Below are 18,140 nucleotides of genomic sequence, written 5' to 3' on the forward strand. Positions count from 1 at the left end.
GCCGCTTTTTCCTGGCTGTCCACGCGGCAACATATATTTCCAATCCGGATCGGAGGCTGTATGTTTAACGGCAGGCGGTTTTTGGCATGTCTCGTGGCGATGGTTTTCGCCGCTGTTTTCCCTGTAAGCGCTTCCGCTCAGGTTGCGATTGACGGAGGGAGCGGCCTTTTCCACATGCAAAAGGCGAGAACCCTGGGGCATCTGAACTTTGGCGTCGGGCTTTATTACGAAAGCGACAATCACGACCTCACCGCGCCCACCGGCAAAGGGAACGAAACCGATTTCGGTTACATGCCCATTTCGGCCACTTTAGGCGTGGGGGATAATCTGGAGTTCTCCGTTTCGGCCCCTTACAGCCGGGTGGAAGTTAAAAAAGGAACCAGCGAGTCTGGCATGGGCGACGGCATAGGCCGCGTTAAGTGGAACTTTTTAACCTCCGAGAATTTCGGCGTGCGCATGTCCGCGCTGGCGTTTACCACCCTGCCTTTTGGCGACAAAGACAAAGGGCTGGGGACCGGCAAGACCAATCCCGGCGCGGGCCTTGCCCTGGATAAAGAATATGAGAGCGTAACCTGGCACGCCAGCGTTGGGTATCAATCCCGCCAGGAAGATGGGCTGGATCCGCAGGTGCAATATGGCGCCGGGGTGGAATACATGCCCATGGACAACCTAAGCTTCATCGCCGAAGTGGGCGGCTACAACTGGACTAAACAGGTGGCCGGAAGGGATGACCAGACCATGGTCACCGGCGGCGTAAGATATTACATAAGCGACTGGGCCAGCCTGACCGTGGGTTACAGCTCCTGGGGTGGCGGCACAGGTGAATCCAGCCCGAACTACATGTATCTTGCAGGCATCACCGTTGGCTCGGGGCTTGGCCAGCCGCGAGGGAAGCTGGGTGTTAAGGAAGCGGCGGCAATGCCGGGCGCTGGCGAGGCTGGCGCAGGTGAAGCTGGCGCCGGGGAAGCCGCAGGCGGCGAGAAAGTCACCATTGTCCTTGAAAGCATACATTTCGAGTTCGACAAATCGCGTCTTACCAAGGAAGCCCAGGAGATCCTGGTGGGCACCGCCGAGAAACTCAACGCCAACCCGAATGTGGAATTGGTCATTGAAGGGCACACCTGCTCCATAGGCTCCAACGGTTACAACCAGGCCTTGGGCATGCGCAGGGCCAACTCCGCCCGGAAATTCCTGGTGGAGCATGGGGTGAAAGGCGAGAGGATCGACGTTATAAGCTACGGAGAAGAAAAGCCTGCCCACACCAACAAGACAAGGGAAGGCAGGAAGATGAATCGAAGGGCTGATTTCGTCATCAAAGTGAAATAAATTTGATGGCGGGGTTTTTCCCGGAAGTCTTTCTGACCGTTTGAGGAAGGCCGCCATATTTGGATCGGCCAATCGGTATTCATGATCCGGCGTTGCCCCCTGTCCGGGGGCGCGCCGGATTGTCTATGAAAAGCCTTTCTGGGTTTTTCCGGGCAAATGCCGTGGAGCCGGGGGAAGTCGGGTTCGCTCGTTTTAGGGGCGCTCCCGGGGGGACAAATAGACGGAGTAGCGGCTAAAATGATCCAGTTACGCGCCAGCGGCCTGAAAGATACGTCAAAAATTATCCCATCGTTATTTATCGCTATTTCGGCGGTTCTCTCCCTGCCCACAAGCCTTTGGGCCCAGGCCGCCCCGGCGTCCGCCCAGGTACAGTTTTTGGCGGGGGACAAAGCGGCCATCCCGCCAAATTATCTCTGTGTTAATTGCCATCTGGAAATGGCCGATGAGCGATTGACCCCGCCTGTCAATGATTGGATGGATTCGGTCCATCGCCAGGCCGGGGTGCGTTGCGCCGACTGCCACGGGGGGGATCCGTTCGACGAGGCCATGATAAAAGAGCCTTCGGCGGGGTATATAGGCAAACCAAAGACGGAAGACATACCCAAGCTTTGCTCCAAATGCCATTCCGACCACACCAAAATGCGCGAGTACAACCTTCGGGCGGACCAGTTCACGCTTTATTCCGACAGCGTCCACGGCCGCAAACTGCAGGAAGGGGATACCGAAGCGCCCACCTGCGTCAGTTGTCATGGCATGCACAAAATTTTGAAGGTCAAAGACCCCAACTCCCCCACCGCCCGGAAGAACATTCCCGAAACCTGCGGCCAGTGCCACGCGAAAAAAGAGGTGTTCGAGAAGCGGGGCAGGCGGTTCGACCAGCTGGCGCTATACAAAACCAGCAGGCATTACGAGCTATACGCCAAGGGCGATCTTCTGGTGCCGACCTGTTTCGACTGTCATGGCAACCATGGCATCCAGCCGGTGATGAACGAGCGCACACAGACAGTGTGCTTCAACTGCCATGCCCAGCAGGCGGAATATTACAAGGCCAGCAAACACTACGACGCTTTCAAGCGGTCAGGCTCGCCGGTGTGCCTGCATTGCCATAGCAACCACGGCATATTAAGGCCCACCCCGGCGGATTTTACCGGAGACAGGGATTTAGATTGCGTGGGGTGCCATGAGGAGGGTTCGGCGGCCTATTTGCTGGGCAAGGATATCCAGCAGGTGGCTGTGGCGGCCACCACCGCAGTGGAATCGGCCATGCGCGGGTTGGAAGATATCGAGAACAACGCCCATGGCGGGTTTGAGATAGGCGAGCTGAAAGAGAGGATGGCCAAGGCCTCCGACGGGTTGAAAGAGCTTCACTCCCTCACCCACAAAATGGACATCGAGGCGCTCAAGAAACAGTCGGAAGGGTTGATCCAGATATCCCAGTCGGTCAGCGCCCAGGTGGACCAGATGTGGGGTGAGGTGCGTAAACGCCGTATCGGGCTTGTGATGGCGTGGCTTGTGTTCATTGGTTTCATGACTGCCCTGTGGTATAAGTCCAAGGAATTGGAAAAAGGGCGGGAGGATTGATTTGGAGAGCCAGTCGGATGCGATCCGGAGGATAGACTCGGAATCGGCCATGGCGGCGCGGGATGCGCAAGCGGCGCCGGGGCGGGGCGCGTTGGTTTATGAGTTACTGGTACCTCCCGTTGCAGTTTTGTTCAGGGTACTGTTTTCTCAAGGCTCCGTCTTCAAGGGCGCAAGCGGCCTGAAAGATGCGGTAAACGCCTGGGCTGGCGCGTTTGCCCCCGCCGCCAAGCGATACGAGAAGTTCTACGCGTCCAGCGAAGCTTTAAACGCCAAGGCCAGGGATTTCATTGGCGGTTCATGATGTCCCTCCTGCGGAGCGCGGGTTGTTGGAAATGCGCTACTGTCATGGTGTTGTCAAAGTGATGGGGGGCAACCGGGGCTCGGCCCCTCTTATCCTGGTGCTTGTCATTGGCGCGGCGCTGGCGCTGTATTATGTTGTTAAAGCCATGGCGCCAGCCATATTCGGCGGCGCCCAGCCGGTGGAGTTCTCCCACAAAACCCATGCTGGTAGCATGGGCATTTCATGCCTGTATTGCCATTATGAGGCCAGGTTTTCATCCCAGGCTTACATTCCCCAGGCGGCGGCCTGTTTAAATTGCCATTCCAGCGTGGCGGTTCAATCCCCCGAGGTCCAGAAACTGGGTGTGTATGTGGCCGCGGGGATGGAAATTAAGTGGAGAAGATTGTCCACCCTGCCGCCCACTGCCCGGTTTACCCATAAACCGCATGTGGACAACGCCACCTCCTGCCAAATATGCCATGGCAAGGTGGAGGAGCTGGAAAACACCATATCGCCCGGCCCGTTCAGGATGGACGCTTGCTTGAAGTGCCACAACGGTAAAGCCGCATCGGCCGAATGCCTTACGTGTCACGACAAGAATTTCGCTCCGGCGGCGTCTGCAACCGCCAAGAGCGGTATAAAAGCCAAACCGGCGGCAAAACCTTTGGAGTCGGAGCCGCAGTCTGGGCGGACAAAAACCGCTCCGGCCAGGCTATATAACATTTACTGCGCCAACTGCCACGGCGCCACGGGTTTAACCGCCTCCGCCCCGGTGGGCGCAAAGTTCAATCCGCCGCCGCCGGATCTTGCCGGTTCCGCCATCAGGGACGAGAAGGAAATTGTAAACAGGATTATGAACGGGGGGACGCTGATGCCATCTTATCAAGAGGAGCTAACAGAACAGGAAGCGGCGGATGTGGCGGCTTACGCCCTGTCGCTGATGAAATGACCTATATTTAATGTGTATTGCCCGGGGATGCGGTGGATTGTATCGTCACTCCGGCAAGGGCTGGATTAAGGAGGTACATATGAACAAACTCATTATTGCGTTTGCGCTGGTTGGAGCCGCCATCTTTGTTTCAAAACCGTCAGGGGCGCAAATGATGCCTATGCATGATGGGATGCATGATGGAATGCATATGGGGCAGGGCGCTTCGGGCCCAGACGAAAGGGTGAAACTGGACGCGCCACCGATGATGAAAACCCATCTCAAGCAGAACATGCGGGAACATCTTAAGGCCGTAAACGAAACGTTGCGCGAAATGGGCAAGGGGGATTATAAAGCCGCGTCCAAAATTCTCCGGGAAAAGCTGGGCCTAACCGAGCAGATGAAGAAGATGTGCGGCATGATGGGCAACGACACCTACCGCCAGATGGGCATCGCGTTCCATGAAAGCGCGGACAAAGCCGCCGGCGTGGTAGCTGGAGGCGACGCAATAAAATCCGCCGCCGCCATCAGCTCGGTTCTGGAAAAATGCGTAACCTGCCACGAAGCTTTCAGGGTGGAGTGAGCGGGGGGGCTTTGGGCGCGCCGGATATGCTAAAAACCTCCGGTGCGGGGCAGATACAAGGTAACAGAGGTTCCCTTTCCGGGGTTGCTTTTTACCGCGATAGCGCCGTTCAGTTTTAAAATCACGCCATGCGCTATGGCCAGCCCCATGCCGTTACCTTCTCCCAATGGCTTGGTGGTAAAGAACGGTTCAAAAATCCGTTCCATTACCTCCCCAGTCATTCCGCAACCGGTATCAGACACGGTAAGCTCCGCATAAAAATTACTACGCACCGCTCCAGCCAGCACATTAGGCTGGATCCTGACGGATTCGGGATCCATTTCCCTGGATATAAGGGTTACAGCAAGCTCTCCACCATTAGGTTTCATTGCGTAAATGGCGTTGGAAAAAAGACTGATGAGAACCTGCATTAGGATTAGCGGGTCAGCGTAAATTCCCCAAATGGTTTTTTCCATGATGGTTTTTACGCTGATTGATGGCGGCATGGTCCGCTTCACCTCGTTCAGGGCCGTTTCAATTATGGCTGGCAGGTCAATTTCCTTATATTCGAAAACTCTTTCCTGGCTGAAAGTTAGAATCTGCTGAATAAGGTCGCTGGCCCGCTGACCAGCTGTTAGCGCTTGCTTTAAATAGTTGCGCGATTCATTTACTTCAGGAGTGGAAAGTCTGGCAAGCTCAATCAGTCCCATCATCGAGTGGAGGATATTGTTGAAATCGTGCGCCACTCCTTTCGCCAAAGCTCCCACAGCTTCCATTTTATGGGTCTGTACCAAACGTGTCTCCAGGGCCCGCCTTTCCGTAATGTCCTGCATCATGAGAATAGCGCCGTTGAAACCGTCGCTGTTAATGATTGGGGCTCCCTTTACGGAAACATGCCTGGGCATGCCAATATCCTGCCGCAACATCCTTTCAAATGACAGGGTGGAGCCCTCGGCGAGCCGCGAGAGATCCTGTGGCCCGCCTAAAGGCTGGAATGGTTTTAATGCCGTTATTTTGACCCTGGTAGCGTCTGGCCCAGGATTAAGAGAATCCCCCAGTATTTCCCGGATTTCATGGTTGGCGTACACCACATTGAAATCCTTGTCCAGCGCGGCGATTCCAAGAGGAGCTTTTTCAAGGAGGTTATTGTTGAATTCCAGCAGTTCCCTGTATTTTTCCTCCATCTCCTTTCGTTCTGTAATGTCGAACGCCATTTCCATCCTCACAAGGCGTCCATCAACCCACTGGATGGCCCTATCCACAATGTGAAACCAGCGGTTCGTAACCGTGTTTCTAAACTCCCAAATATAAGGCTCCGCGGGAGCGCCCTGCGGTGTTATAAGCTTGCCGTTGGTGCAAAATTCACAAGGGCCCGTTTGTCCAGATTGAAAAACCTTCCAACATGTTTTCCCCACGGCTTCACCCAGAATCCTCACCCCGGCGGCGTTCACATAAAGGACTTCGTATGTATTCATGTCGGCCACATAAACCACAGCCTCCAAGGAGTCCAGAATCGTAAGAAGCCTTTCATGATCGCCCTGGTTTTCCGTTGATGCCTTGGCTGAAACGGGACGTTCTTTGCCGGTTAGCAGAAAGCTTTCCATCTGGCCACTGGCGTGATGAATAGGCTCTATGGTTATGTCCCATAAGCTTTCGGGATGATCTGGAGAATTCTTGTCAAAATGGGGCAATCCGATGCAAGCCGCCATTTCTCCGGCCTCAAGTTTTTCCCTTAACAGGGCCACCATTTCTATATTGAGCGTGAAATCCCAAAGACATTTTCCAACCAAGTTATCCGGAGCCAAGCCGCAGGACTTGGCCAAGGCATCGTTGACGAAGGTGAAACTGAAATGATGGTCTATTAAGGCGGCCAGTATTTTTGAGGGAGAACTTACTTTCCCAGGAGTTTTCTGGTTTGAAAGACCATGTCCTTCAAAAGCAAAACCCCGTCCATCTTTGAGGTTATCGATCGCTATATCTATGTGAGCCAATTCAGTCTTTGGGTAAATTTGTGAAGTCTTACCCCCTCTCCCCCAGCAAATATAGAAAGGCATTATACTCCCTATTGAAGAGATTCGATGAATTTTGCGGGGAAAGTGTTTTATGGTGCCCTCGGCGAGATTCGAACTCACGGCCTACGGATTAGGAATTCGTTTAAATGCCTTTTAGCCTGTTTTAAGACCTTTGCGGTCGTCACTAAGACCTTTGATATATAAGGATAATATGCTATAAGAAGTCCGAAGGCCGCCTAGTGAGTTTTAATTCTAGTGACGACCCGGCGACTACCACGGAGGCTAAGGCATAGCATGAAAACCAAACTCACCAAGTCCGTAATTGACAAAATTCCATTCTCGAACGATGGCCGTTTGATGCTCATTGATACCGAGCTCAAAGGTTTCGGTTGTCGTGTGGGGAAATCGTCGAAGGTCTATTTCGCTGAAAAGCGGGTCAATGGTAAACCTGTTCGTGTCACCATCGGCAAGCATGGCCAAATCACTCCTGAACAGGCCAGAGAGGAAGCCAAAGCGATTTTAGGGCAAATGTCTGGCCGAACCGCTTCTAATCCCAATGAGGAGAAGAAACAGGAACGTATCAAGGGGATAACGCTTGCCGAAGCCTTGGAGGAATTCAAGCGGGCCAGAAGTTATCTGAAAGCCAGAACCATCAAGGATTACGAATACGCGCTTCAAAAATACTTTTCCGATTGGCGGGGGAAGCCATTAACCGCAATTACGCGGGAAATGGTTGATAGCCGTCATAAGCTTATTGGTAATGGAAATGGTGGCGCGGCTCAGGCGAATCAGGCTATGCGCTTTCTGCGGTCGCTTTATAACTACGCCATTGGGAAATACGGGCGGGAAGTCGTTTCAGTCAATCCAGTGGAAGGATTAACTCTGACCCGCTCCTGGTTCAAGGTAAAGAGAAAGCAATCCATAATTCGGCCCCACGAGTTGCCAGCGTTGTTTGAGGCGTTGGAAAAGCTGGTTGCTGAAAGCCCTTATGAAAGCACGCGGACGTTTCGGGATTACATTCTTCTTTTACTGTTTACCGGCTTGAGGCGAAACGAGGCTTTAAAGCTGACCTGGGATATGGTGGATTTCGAGGGGAAGACCTTCAAAATCGCCGACACAAAGAACAACGAGCCTTTGATTCTGCCCTTGTCCAGTTACCTTTTCGATTTGCTGAACGAGAGAAGCAAAAACAGGAATGGCAGTGATTACGTTTTCCCCGGAAGGAATCCAGAGTTGCCATACGCCGATCCCACGCGGCAACTGGACAACCTGAAAAAACTCTCCGGCCTTGAATTTGCCCTTCATGATTTCCGGCGGACGTTCATCACGATTGCCGAAAGTATAGATTTGCCTTATTATGCGCTTAAACGGCTGGTGAATCACAAGATGGGAAACGATGTGACTGCGGGATATATCGTTCACGACGTGGAGCGGTTGCGAAGACCGATGCAACAGATCACGGACAAGATACTGTTCGAGGCAAAGCAAATTGGAATCGGCAACGTCATCGAATTCAAGAAGGGAACTAGAAAATAGCGTATGAAAAAACACAAATTGGAAAAAACACCAATAGTTGATTATGCATATTGTGATTATACTAATGCTTTTATATTTGAAGAAATACCTTGGTATTGGGCGGGTTATATACCTCCACATGAAAGTATAGAATACGATCCATTAGTGATCCCGCCAGAAATTCGGATGAATGAAAGTTTAATTGAAAGAGGGATTAGGATGGGTTTTCTTCAGTGGTATACTGAATCTGTAGAAAAAATTGATGATGAAGGCGGGCGCTCAAAATTGGAATACATGTATATTCCTAAATATGATCTCATTGCGCTGGCTGAAAAAATTAATGTTAAACCTGCTTTTCTATTTCCTGAAGTAAGAGGAATTTCTTCTTTATCGGATAAGCCACTTCGGAATAACCAACGACACCGCGAGCGTTCCAGGGCAATTGCACAGTTGCTCTGGAAGCAAAATCTAAAAATAAAAATTGAAGACATGATTCATAGTGACGAGATTAACGGCATTGCTTGCGAAGGCAAAATATATGGCCCCAAAACTCTTCGAAACTGGGTAAACGATCTTTGTCCAAACCGGAATCCTGGTCGAAGACCTAAGGAATAAACTCCCGTTTTCGCTGGAAAACCGTTTTTTACGCAGTATAGGAATTTTCTTGCTCGACTAATTCTTTCAAAATCCCTCTGAAAGTATCCAACTTAGGAGGGTTTATGAAAAGTCTTCTTACTACCCAGGAAGCCGCCGATTTTATCGGCATGTCACGCCAGTTCTTGGAACGGGATCGTTGGAAAGGGGCGACTATCCCGTTTATCAGGGTAGGGGAGCGGGCGGTTCGATATCGCCTTGATGATTTGGAGGCGTACCTGGCCTCCAGAATTACCAAAGCCGTAACCATTTAGCCAGAGCCAACCCATGATTGATTGGGTGACGGCGGTGGTTCCATGTTTCAGCGCTGACCCGGATAAGCTGAACGATGGCTTGATATGCCGCATCCGGCCTGATGGTGAATATGAATGGGCCAAGCACGTTCCCATATCCGTTGTCGGCTCCCATGACGCCAACATGCGCGTTAGTTACCATCCCATAAGCAAAGGTTCCGGTTATATAGGCCCCGCGCTTCGTATTGATGGCAATCCCGCGAAATGGCTTCAAGGTCACAATATCTTCGGTTCAAGTGACCTAAGTGGCCTTATTTACGCCGTACTTGAAAGGCTTGTCGCAATTCTGGAATTACAGCCAGACGAGCAAGAAACAGATTCCTGGAAAAGGGGCATGTATCATATTTATCGCGTTGATTGCACGGAAATGTGGGAATTTCCAACTCACGCCGATGTGCTGGCATGGCTGAACGCGGCTCAGTTTCAATCGAAAAGCCGCCACGGTAAGCCGATTATGACTGGCGGAACGCTATATTTCGGCAAGAACTCACGACGCTGGTCATTAAAGTTTTACAGCAAGGGAGAAGAAGTCAACCGACGAGATAATCCCTTGCCGGCATCTCTCCCGTTCAGAAATATGTTGCTTGAATTCGCGGACAACAAACTCAGAGCCGAACTGGTTCTAAGAAGACCCCAGCTGGAAAAACTGAACATAAACATGGCGTTCATCTGGAAGCTTGAAACACCGAAACAACAACTTCTTGAGCATCTTGCGACGCTGGATATGGCGGATCAATTTCTGCTTACAACCAAGCAGATTGATGGATTATTGCCGAGGCTTCAGCTTGCCTACAAATCTTGGCAACGTGGGGAAGACTTGCGTTCTATGTTCGGCAAAAGCACTTTCTACAGATACAGGCGTGAAATGCTAAAACATGGGATAGATATCAGCGCTTCTTGTGAAGATAGGCAAGAGAAGAAAATGGCTCTACGGGAAATTTTCAAGAATGAACCGGCGCAAATTCCAGAGTGGGCAATTAGAACGGAGATTTTGTTTCAGCCTCTATTGTCAGAAAGTTCTGTGGGAGACAGCGGCCACGACGCAATGGCGATGGGCGAGCCGCATGGCCGCCCTAGCCATGCGCCCGGCGCCGCCTCCTCCGAGTGCGGGCATAGTAATACCGCACTTTAGTGCCAAAATGGATCCTTGATGAAAAATAAGAGCAAATAATATGAAATATCGCTATTCCAATATATTGACAGACGCTATGGATGGCTATATTATTGATTTATGAAGTTGGAAATAAATTATAACAGAAGGAAGTCCGATGGCAAAGAATAAGCCGTACGGTGATAACGCAAGAATTGGGGCTGTAACTGGCCGTTCGCAGGTGTTCAATCCACATAACGAAAAGTGGACGAAACGGGATACGGAAAGCGGGCGGTTCATGGATCAAAAGGCTGATGACAAGCCATTCAAAGGCGTTAGCAAGGAGAAGTAGGCTGATAGCTCTTTATGATCTATTCTAAGACGATTGAGGATTTGACTTGGAATGATGTCGAATCCTTTTGTTCCCGTGGTGTCGCGGAAAACGCTTATCTTGATTACAAAGAGAGCTTTCCAAAAAATCTTGAAAAGACTATTGCCGCCATGGCGAACACCTTCGGTGGAATCATACTGGTTGGGATTGAAGAAGACAAGAATAATAAGCCGGTACAGCCAATAAAAGGCATTGAGTTAGAACGCGGGCTGGAGGAAAAAGTAATCAGTATCATCCTTTCCAACATTACTCCACCCATTATCCCTGAAATAAAGGTGTGTCCTGACGGTGAGGCTCAAAAGGCCGTGGTTGTTATTCGAATTCCACAAAGCCAGCAAACACCCCATGCCATAAATCGGAATACTAAAGTTTACATCCGGACTGGAAATAGAAATGAAGCGAAGGAACTTGAAGACTTGGCGACTCTGGATAGAATAGATTGGTTAAAGGAACATCGGAAGAAAAGCGAAGAATTAAAAATATTTCTCTATCAACAGGCAGAGCGTAGGGTTGAAAAGTCATATTCTGACAAAAAAGTAGAAAATGACGAAAGCGCCAAACGTTTAAAAGCAATGTACGGACGGTTATCCGCTCCGCTGGCGTTGTTTACGCTTTCAATGTGTCCTGTTTTTCCACAAGAGCCATTCCTTAATCCGCCTGCAATTGATAAGCTTTATTCAAAGATTCGAATCCGTGATTATTATGGAAGTAGTGATGGCGGATTTCCATTGCCTGGGCGTTCGATGGGATTAATAGTAAATGATGGAAGCATAAACACCTTGGTATTTAAAGATAGAGACGGTTTTTGGCACACTGAACTGAATATTTTCGGATTGTATTTTTATAGGCAGTCTCTTTTGCATGGTACAAAGAGAATCGAGGGTAAGGAATATTCCGTTATTCGAACAAGCGAGGTGCTCTGCCGTCTTGATGAATATATTGACTCGGCAGCGCTCTTTTACAAGGAAATTGGATTCCAAGGATTATTGGAATTTCGCGTAAACTTGGAAAACTTATTTGATCATGGGAGAATCGCATACCTTGGGAAATATCCGGATGATGGATGCTGGTCTTCAGGGCCTATTTCCACCTCACTGGATCAATCTGTTTATTTTTCCGATATAGTTCAGGCGGGGGTGTTACACGATATTAAAATGCCTCTTATCTATAATGCCGCCAAGAAAATTGCATGGGCGTTTGGCTGGGATTTAATAGAGACTGCAATTGATAAATATTATGAAAAAGAGAAGCGTTAAAACGGAAAGCGTTGGGGGATTTGGGAATGACTGAACAACCGAAGTATGGGCCGGGGAATCCGCACCCGCTTTCCACAATGAAGACGGAACTTGTGTGGGAAGGGAAGTATGACGAGTACGGAAACAAGCGGGAGGTGGATATTTCCGGCTCCGCCATGCCTATGCAGAGGATAGAGACCATTGATGAGCCCAGGAGCAGGCTGGAATCCCAAGGGGAGCTTTTCAACGCCAAGAAAGCGCATACCGATGATTTTAGAAACCGGCTTATTTGGGGTGATAACAAGCTGGTAATGGCTTCCCTCCTGAAAGAATTCAAGGGAAAGATTGACCTTATCTATATTGACCCTCCATTCGATGTTGGCGCTGATTTCACGATGGATATTCCCATCGGCGATGAAAAAGAAACCATCGAGAAAGACCAGTCAACCCTTGAAATGGTTGCCTATCGTGATATGTGGGGGAAAGGAACGGATTCTTACCTACATATGATGTATGAGCGACTTTCTCTAATGAAGGCTCTACTAAGCGAGAAAGGCAGTATTTACATCCATATAGATTATAGAGTAGCAAGTTTTATTCGCCTCATAATGGATGAGTTGTTCACTAAGGATAATTTTCAGAACCAAATTATGTGGTGCTATAAAGAGAGAGAAAGAGTTCTGGATAAATACAATCCAAAGCATGACGTAATTCTTTTTTACTCAAGAACAGATTCTAAGCTAAGGCCATTCAATTGGAAGTTTGCAGCTGAAGAATATTCTGAGATAACTAGAAAGAAATTTAAGTATCAAGATGAAACGGGATGGTACCAAATTCGTGGTAAGAACAGAAAAGATAGTCCAGTGCAGGCCGCAGATGGACTTACACCGGAGCATGAAGCGAAATACCCAGGTTTAACCTTTAGAGATTACTTGCACGACAGAGAAGGGGTTCCCCCACGTGATTGGTGGACGATTGGAATTATTAATAAGGCGGCTGATGAAAGATTGGGATATAGCACTCAAAAACCAGAAGAATTGATTGAGAGGATAATTCAGGTATCCTCCAACGAAGGCGATCTTGTTGCTGATTTCTTCTGTGGATCAGGGACAACTGGCGCAGTCGCAGAGAAGCTGGGGCGGCGCTGGATAATGAGCGACTTGGGGCGGTTTGCCATCCACACTTCCCGCAAGAGGATGATAGAAATACAGCGGGACGCTCATGTGAGCGATAAACCTTATCGAGCCTTCGACGTTTACAACCTTGGACGGTACGAACGTCAATGGTGGCAAAAAGAGCGGCTCAACGGGGCGGATGAAGAGCATCGGCGGGTGGTGCTTGAATTCTTCAAAGCCGAAGTATTGACCAAGACACCATCACCTCTTATTCATGGAAAAAAGTCTGGCGATTTTTGCCACGTTGACGGGATAGACAGTATCTTTACCCGTGAAGAGGCCAAGGAAGTTGCCAAGGCCGTTCAACAGGCTGGCGGGAAAGAGTGCTATTGCCTGGCATGGGAATTTGAAATGGACTTGCGGCTTGCCACCGCCGCGCTGGAAAAGGAGTTTGGCGTAAAGCTTAAACTAATCCCCATCCCGCGCGAGATAATGGAGAAGAACCGAAAGGAGCCGCCACCATTCCTTGAAATGGCCGTGCTGGAAGCCGAACCAGTTTATAAAGGCGATGGCAAAGAAAGAACTGTGGACATCAAGATCACCAAGTTCATGCCCTCTTTGCAGGAAGTGCCCAGCAAGGAACTGGAAGCCCTGAAAGAACGGGCTATAAAAAGCGGAATAGATTTTATAGATTTCTGGGCGGTGGATTTTGCATGGGAGCCGGGCAAGCCGTTCAACCACCATTGGCAGGATTACCGCACACGAAAAGACCGGAGCCTTAAGACCGTGAGCGACGCTACCCATAAATACGAAACGAAAGGCAAATACACCGCCTGCGTGAAAGTGGTGGATACTTTTGGGTGTGACACCAGCGTTACGGTGGAAATAACTATATGAAAATGCAATGGTTATTGATATTATGCTAACAATTATTGAATGGGAAAGCGCATTCTCATATAATAAACGCAGGGAAGAGGATCAATATCCCATAAAAAGCGCAATTGCTCCCCGTTCGACTTGTTTGAAGGCTGAAAGGCTGGATAACCTCGGACGGGGTTATTTTTTGGGGCCCCTATGGTAACTGAACCTACAGTTAAACGGGCAATCGTATTCTTCGATGGGCAAAACCTTTATCACTCCGCCAGAGAAGCATTCAACCGTTCTTATCCAGACTTCGATCCTTTGAAGCTCGCAAAGAAGATTTGCGAGATGAAAGGATGGCAACTGCATCAGGTTCGTTTCTATACAGGCATTCCCGATGAACAGGATAATGCCCATTGGCATCATTTCTGGATGGCAAAACTTGCCAGCATGGGCAAGCGAAGGATTTTTACTTTTTCAAGGCCGATCAGGAACGGCAAGGAAAAAGGAATTGATATACGGATCGCCCTTGATATGGTGCGGCTTGCCAGGCATGGCAATTATGACGTGGGAGTTGTATTCAGCCAGGATCAGGATTTGACGGAAGCCGTTCAGGAAATAAAAGAACAGGCGTTCATTTCCGACAAGTGGATAAAAATCGCTTCCGCGTTTCCAGATAGTTCTGTTTCCAAAAATAAAAGAGGAATTAACGGGACAGATTGGATACGTATTGATTCCGCCCTTTATACATCGTGCCTTGATCCCAACGATTACAGAAAGCCGGGAGTATAGATGAGCGAAATAATAATCAACAAGTCGGCGCTGGCTCCGCTTTATAAATCATGGGAAGAGCCGAATGCTCATAGGGTGCGGTCTAAAGATAAGGACGCCCCGGCGGAAATAGCCAAAGGACGGAGGCCATCATCCATTGTTATCGCTCATAACCTTAGAGCGATGATCAAGGAGTGGCGGGAAAATGGATATTTTGGCGCAAGCGATACCACCCGGCATCTTTTGAACCACTGGTTTGGCAGAAGCCATATCCGCTCCACTCCCGCTGGGGAGGAATTTGAGTTTCGTTATTACTTCTGTCAGCGTGAGGCGATTGAAACGCTGATCTATCTCAAGGAAGTCAGGAAACTTGAATATCTTTCCCAGCTTTATGACGAATTTGGCGGCGAGAACAGGGAAATTGCCGCATTAGGTATTACCGAAGAAGAAGACGCATGGAGCCGATATGCCTTCAAACTAGCCACAGGTTCGGGCAAAACGAAAGTAATGAGCCTTGCTATCGTATGGAGTTATTTTCATGCCTTGCGTGAATCTGATTCACCAATGGCGAAGCATTTTGTTGTGATAGCCCCGAACATCACTGTTTTTGAGCGGCTGAAGGAAGACTTTGGCAACGGGAAAATATTTGATGAAGATCCACTTATCCCTGTCGAATGGAAGGGAGACTGGAACCTTTCAACCGTTTTACAGGATGAGGCGGGGCAATCCGTAACAGGAGGGACGCTTTATCTCACCAATATTCACCGCCTTTACGACTTGGAAAAGCGAAAGAAAAAGCAGGAAGATGAAATGTATTCATGGGCCGGACCTCACGTCTCGAAGGCAAAGGCGCTGGATACCGGAGCCTTGTTGCGTGACAGGATAACCAGCCATCGTAATGTGATGGTGCTAAATGACGAAGCTCACCATGTATGGGATCCAGATTCGGCTTGGAATGAAGCAATTAAATACATACATGAGACAGTTAGGAAAAAGACGGGCGGAGGAATAGTCTCCCAACTTGATTTCAGCGCAACGCCAAAAGATAACAAGGGGAATATTTTTAAGCATGTCGTTTGCGATGCGCCGCTGGGCGAAGCGGTTGACGGTGGGATTGTAAAAACCCCTGTTATCGGCAGAGGAGGAGAATTAAAAGAAGTCGCCAATGACAGCGCGGCTTATAAATTCGAGCATCATTTGCGAATTGGTTATGAACGGTGGCTTAAAAGCTGTGAGGAGTGGCAACCTAGTGGCAAGAAACCACTGATGTTCGTGATGTGTGATGATACGAAAGCCGCTGATGAAATCGCCCAACGCTTGAACAGTGATGTTATTTTCAAAGATTTGAACGGTCTCGCAATAAACCTGCATACCAATCTCAAAGGAAAGATCAAGAACGTTGGCAAGGGGGCCACAAAGCATCAAGTGTTTGAGGAGAGTGAAAAGGAAATCAGCGATGAGGATTTGAAAGAACTCCGCAAATTGAGCCGGGAGCTGGATTCAAATACCAGCCCTTATAAGTGCATTGTTTCAGTCCTTATGCTTCGAGAAGGTTGGGACGTGAGAAACGTAACAACAATAATTCCATTGCGCCCTTATAGTTCAAAGGCAAATATTTTGCCAGAACAAACGCTTGGGCGCGGTTTGCGGCGAATGACCCCACCAGGGCAGGCAGAAGAACTTGTGACGATTGTGGAACATCCCGCCTTCGCTAGCCTGTATCAGCAGGAATTGGCTCAAGAAGGTGTTTTGGTGGATGTAGTGGATGTTGATGACGTGCCGCAAACTACAATTTCCATTTTCCCGGACGCGGGCAATAAAGATTTAAAAGCGTTGGACATCAAGATTCCAGTTCTTGCCGCCGCCCATAGACCCGTTCCCAAGATTGAGAATCTTTCTATCGAAGACATTAAAAAGAAGTTTGCGGGATTATCCAAACTTCCATTGGGGCGCAAGGGTAAGACCGAGATTGAGTATGAGGGCAGGGCGCTTTTCACTAATGAAGTTGTGGAAAGAATGAAAGTGAATATTCAGCTTTTGGAAAGCGGCCCCGGCGCAATATCCTATTATGTCCATATGCTGGAGCATATTTGCCGGTTACGAGGAACACATTCCACTCTAGCCCCGTTAGTACAAACATTCTTTGAAGAAATCCTCTTTGAAGTTAAGGCAACCATTTTTGACCAAAATCTGGTACATCGCCTTGGGGACTCGGATGTTCAGGAACATTTAAGGGCCGTATTCATTCCCCTTATACGGGAAAGGATTATTAAGACAGAAGCTAGAGATAAAAAGTCGGAATATTATTCATTGGCGGATTGGAAGCCTTATCAAGTAACGCATAGTGAGAGACGGCCAGCAGTAAAAGCAACGGGAACGCTGTTTAACCTTGTTCCGTGCAATCGGGAACTGGAAGTTGCAATGGCCCAGTTTATTGATAGGGCGCATATCGGAGGGGATGTAGCCGCATTTGCGAAAAATGCCGGGCCGCAATGTTTGAGGATAGATTATCTTTCGGATGGTTTCCGGCTAGCCTTCTATACTCCAGATTTCTTTGTTAGAGCGAAGGATGGTAATTACTATCTCATCGAAACAAAAGGCCGGGAAGATAGAGATGTTCCACTTAAAGCAAGGGCGGCTGTTGAATGGTGTAAATCTGCCTCATCAAAGGACGCAAAGTGGGAATATGTTTATGTCCCACAAGGCGTTTTTAGTGGCGCTTCTTGTAAGACGGTCAGTGAGCTGGCAAGAACCTGTGCGCCTTCGCTAAAAGAGCTTTTAGACGAAAAGGTTGTTCCCCAACTGCCTTTATTTGAGAATAAGCCAGAAGAGCAAATTCCAACCACAAATGGCATCGTTGATATCTCTATAATTGAAAATATGCCGTCCAGATATAAGAAGGCGGCCAGCGAGGCTCTAGAACTATTTGCCTTCCTCAAGAACAAGGAAGGTGTGAATCTTTCTCCCGTATTTCAACCATTGCTGGGTTCAATAGATGACGCGGCGAGGGGCGTAATAATCAAGATGCTGGAGTCTGAAATGCCAACCAGTGGCCCTAAGCAGGCTGATTGGTTCGATCCCTTCTATGGCGATATGGGTAGAGCAGACGAGAACAACTTTAAGAACATTGCAAGGAACTTAAAAAAGACGCTTATTTATCGAAATGGGCTGTCTCCCATTGGCCTGCTGAACAATTGCATGGAATATGCTCTTAACGATAGCCGTAAGATCGGCGGTGCTTTTGAATCCATAAAGAAGAAATTCAAGGTCAGTGGCAGTCGTGAAGTTTTGGATGCTGTCAAAGCTGTAAATGATTTTCGAAACACCTATGTTGCCCATTCTGAGAAGGAATTGCTGGATAGCAAATTAGCCGGAAAGGAACTTAAAACGTGGATTGAAGGATTGGCTTTGATATCGGGATTTGCCTCATCCGGGCGCATCGTGGAAGAAAAAGGGTAATACCCCTAAAAGGGGGTAATAAAGAGGGTAATAGACTGGCCATATAAGCGATACGGACAAAATCTTA

15 protein-coding genes are annotated in these 18,140 nt (G+C 48.9%); 14 read left to right on the plus strand and 1 reads right to left on the minus strand.

Annotated elements, in window-relative coordinates; translation table 11 throughout:
• Window positions 1-60: 60 nt before the first annotated feature.
• The 5 genes from HY751_13740 (at window position 61) to HY751_13760 (ending at window position 4,698) form a co-directional block, all read left to right on the plus strand.
• The gene (locus tag HY751_13740) at window positions 61-1,326 is read left to right on the plus strand and encodes an OmpA family protein (protein ID MBI4667459.1); all 1,266 of its coding nucleotides are present in this window, start codon (window positions 61-63) and stop codon (window positions 1,324-1,326) included.
• Window positions 1,327-1,563: 237 nt separating this feature from the next.
• Window positions 1,564-2,907: a cytochrome c3 family protein gene (locus HY751_13745; GenBank protein MBI4667460.1), complete on the plus strand. Its 1,344-nt coding sequence runs from the start codon at window positions 1,564-1,566 to the stop codon at window positions 2,905-2,907.
• Between the two features lies 1 nt (window position 2,908).
• Window positions 2,909-3,208: a hypothetical protein gene (locus HY751_13750; protein MBI4667461.1), complete on the plus strand. Its 300-nt coding sequence runs from the start codon at window positions 2,909-2,911 to the stop codon at window positions 3,206-3,208.
• A 31-nt stretch (window positions 3,209-3,239) separates the two neighbouring features.
• Window positions 3,240-4,136 carry a c-type cytochrome gene (locus HY751_13755; GenBank protein MBI4667462.1) on the plus strand — a complete coding sequence of 299 codons (897 nt, stop codon included), beginning with the start codon at window positions 3,240-3,242 and terminating at the stop codon, window positions 4,134-4,136.
• Window positions 4,137-4,215: 79 nt separating this feature from the next.
• Window positions 4,216-4,698: a cytochrome C gene (locus HY751_13760; GenBank protein ID MBI4667463.1), complete on the plus strand. Its 483-nt coding sequence runs from the start codon at window positions 4,216-4,218 to the stop codon at window positions 4,696-4,698.
• 29 nt (window positions 4,699-4,727) lie between these two features.
• On the opposite strand, the gene HY751_13765 is transcribed toward HY751_13760, so the two are convergent.
• On the minus strand, window positions 4,728-6,467 hold the full coding sequence (locus HY751_13765) for a PAS domain-containing protein (GenBank protein MBI4667464.1): 1,740 nt from the start codon (window positions 6,465-6,467) through the stop codon (window positions 4,728-4,730).
• A gap of 516 nt (window positions 6,468-6,983) precedes the next feature.
• On the opposite strand from HY751_13765, the gene HY751_13770 reads away from it, so the two are divergent.
• The 9 genes from HY751_13770 to HY751_13810 all read left to right on the plus strand — a co-directional run bounded on the left by HY751_13770 (window position 6,984) and on the right by HY751_13810 (window position 18,073).
• Window positions 6,984-8,225 (plus strand): site-specific integrase, encoded by a 1,242-nt coding sequence (locus HY751_13770; GenBank protein ID MBI4667465.1) that lies wholly within the window; start codon window positions 6,984-6,986, stop codon window positions 8,223-8,225.
• A 3-nt stretch (window positions 8,226-8,228) separates the two neighbouring features.
• Window positions 8,229-8,819 (plus strand): hypothetical protein, encoded by a 591-nt coding sequence (locus HY751_13775; GenBank protein MBI4667466.1) that lies wholly within the window; start codon window positions 8,229-8,231, stop codon window positions 8,817-8,819.
• Window positions 8,820-8,923: 104 nt separating this feature from the next.
• Window positions 8,924-9,112 (plus strand): helix-turn-helix domain-containing protein, encoded by a 189-nt coding sequence (locus HY751_13780; protein ID MBI4667467.1) that lies wholly within the window; start codon window positions 8,924-8,926, stop codon window positions 9,110-9,112.
• Between the two features lie 13 nt (window positions 9,113-9,125).
• Entirely contained in the window at window positions 9,126-10,283 is a 1,158-nt protein-coding gene (locus HY751_13785) for a hypothetical protein (GenBank protein MBI4667468.1), read from the plus strand.
• A gap of 136 nt (window positions 10,284-10,419) precedes the next feature.
• Window positions 10,420-10,593 (plus strand): hypothetical protein, encoded by a 174-nt coding sequence (locus HY751_13790; protein ID MBI4667469.1) that lies wholly within the window; start codon window positions 10,420-10,422, stop codon window positions 10,591-10,593.
• 14 nt (window positions 10,594-10,607) lie between these two features.
• On the plus strand, window positions 10,608-11,888 hold the full coding sequence (locus HY751_13795) for an ATP-binding protein (protein MBI4667470.1): 1,281 nt from the start codon (window positions 10,608-10,610) through the stop codon (window positions 11,886-11,888).
• Window positions 11,889-11,914: 26 nt separating this feature from the next.
• Window positions 11,915-13,879, plus strand: coding sequence for a site-specific DNA-methyltransferase (locus HY751_13800; protein ID MBI4667471.1), 1,965 nt, complete (start codon window positions 11,915-11,917; stop codon window positions 13,877-13,879).
• Between the two features lie 177 nt (window positions 13,880-14,056).
• Entirely contained in the window at window positions 14,057-14,635 is a 579-nt protein-coding gene (locus tag HY751_13805) for an NYN domain-containing protein (protein MBI4667472.1), read from the plus strand.
• On the plus strand, window positions 14,636-18,073 hold the full coding sequence (locus tag HY751_13810) for a DEAD/DEAH box helicase family protein (protein ID MBI4667473.1): 3,438 nt from the start codon (window positions 14,636-14,638) through the stop codon (window positions 18,071-18,073).
• Window positions 18,074-18,140: the final 67 nt, after the last annotated feature.

Source organism: Nitrospinota bacterium (genome assembly GCA_016208975.1).
In the GTDB taxonomy this organism is placed as follows: domain Bacteria; phylum Nitrospinota_A; class UBA7883; order UBA7883; family JACRLM01; genus JACQXA01.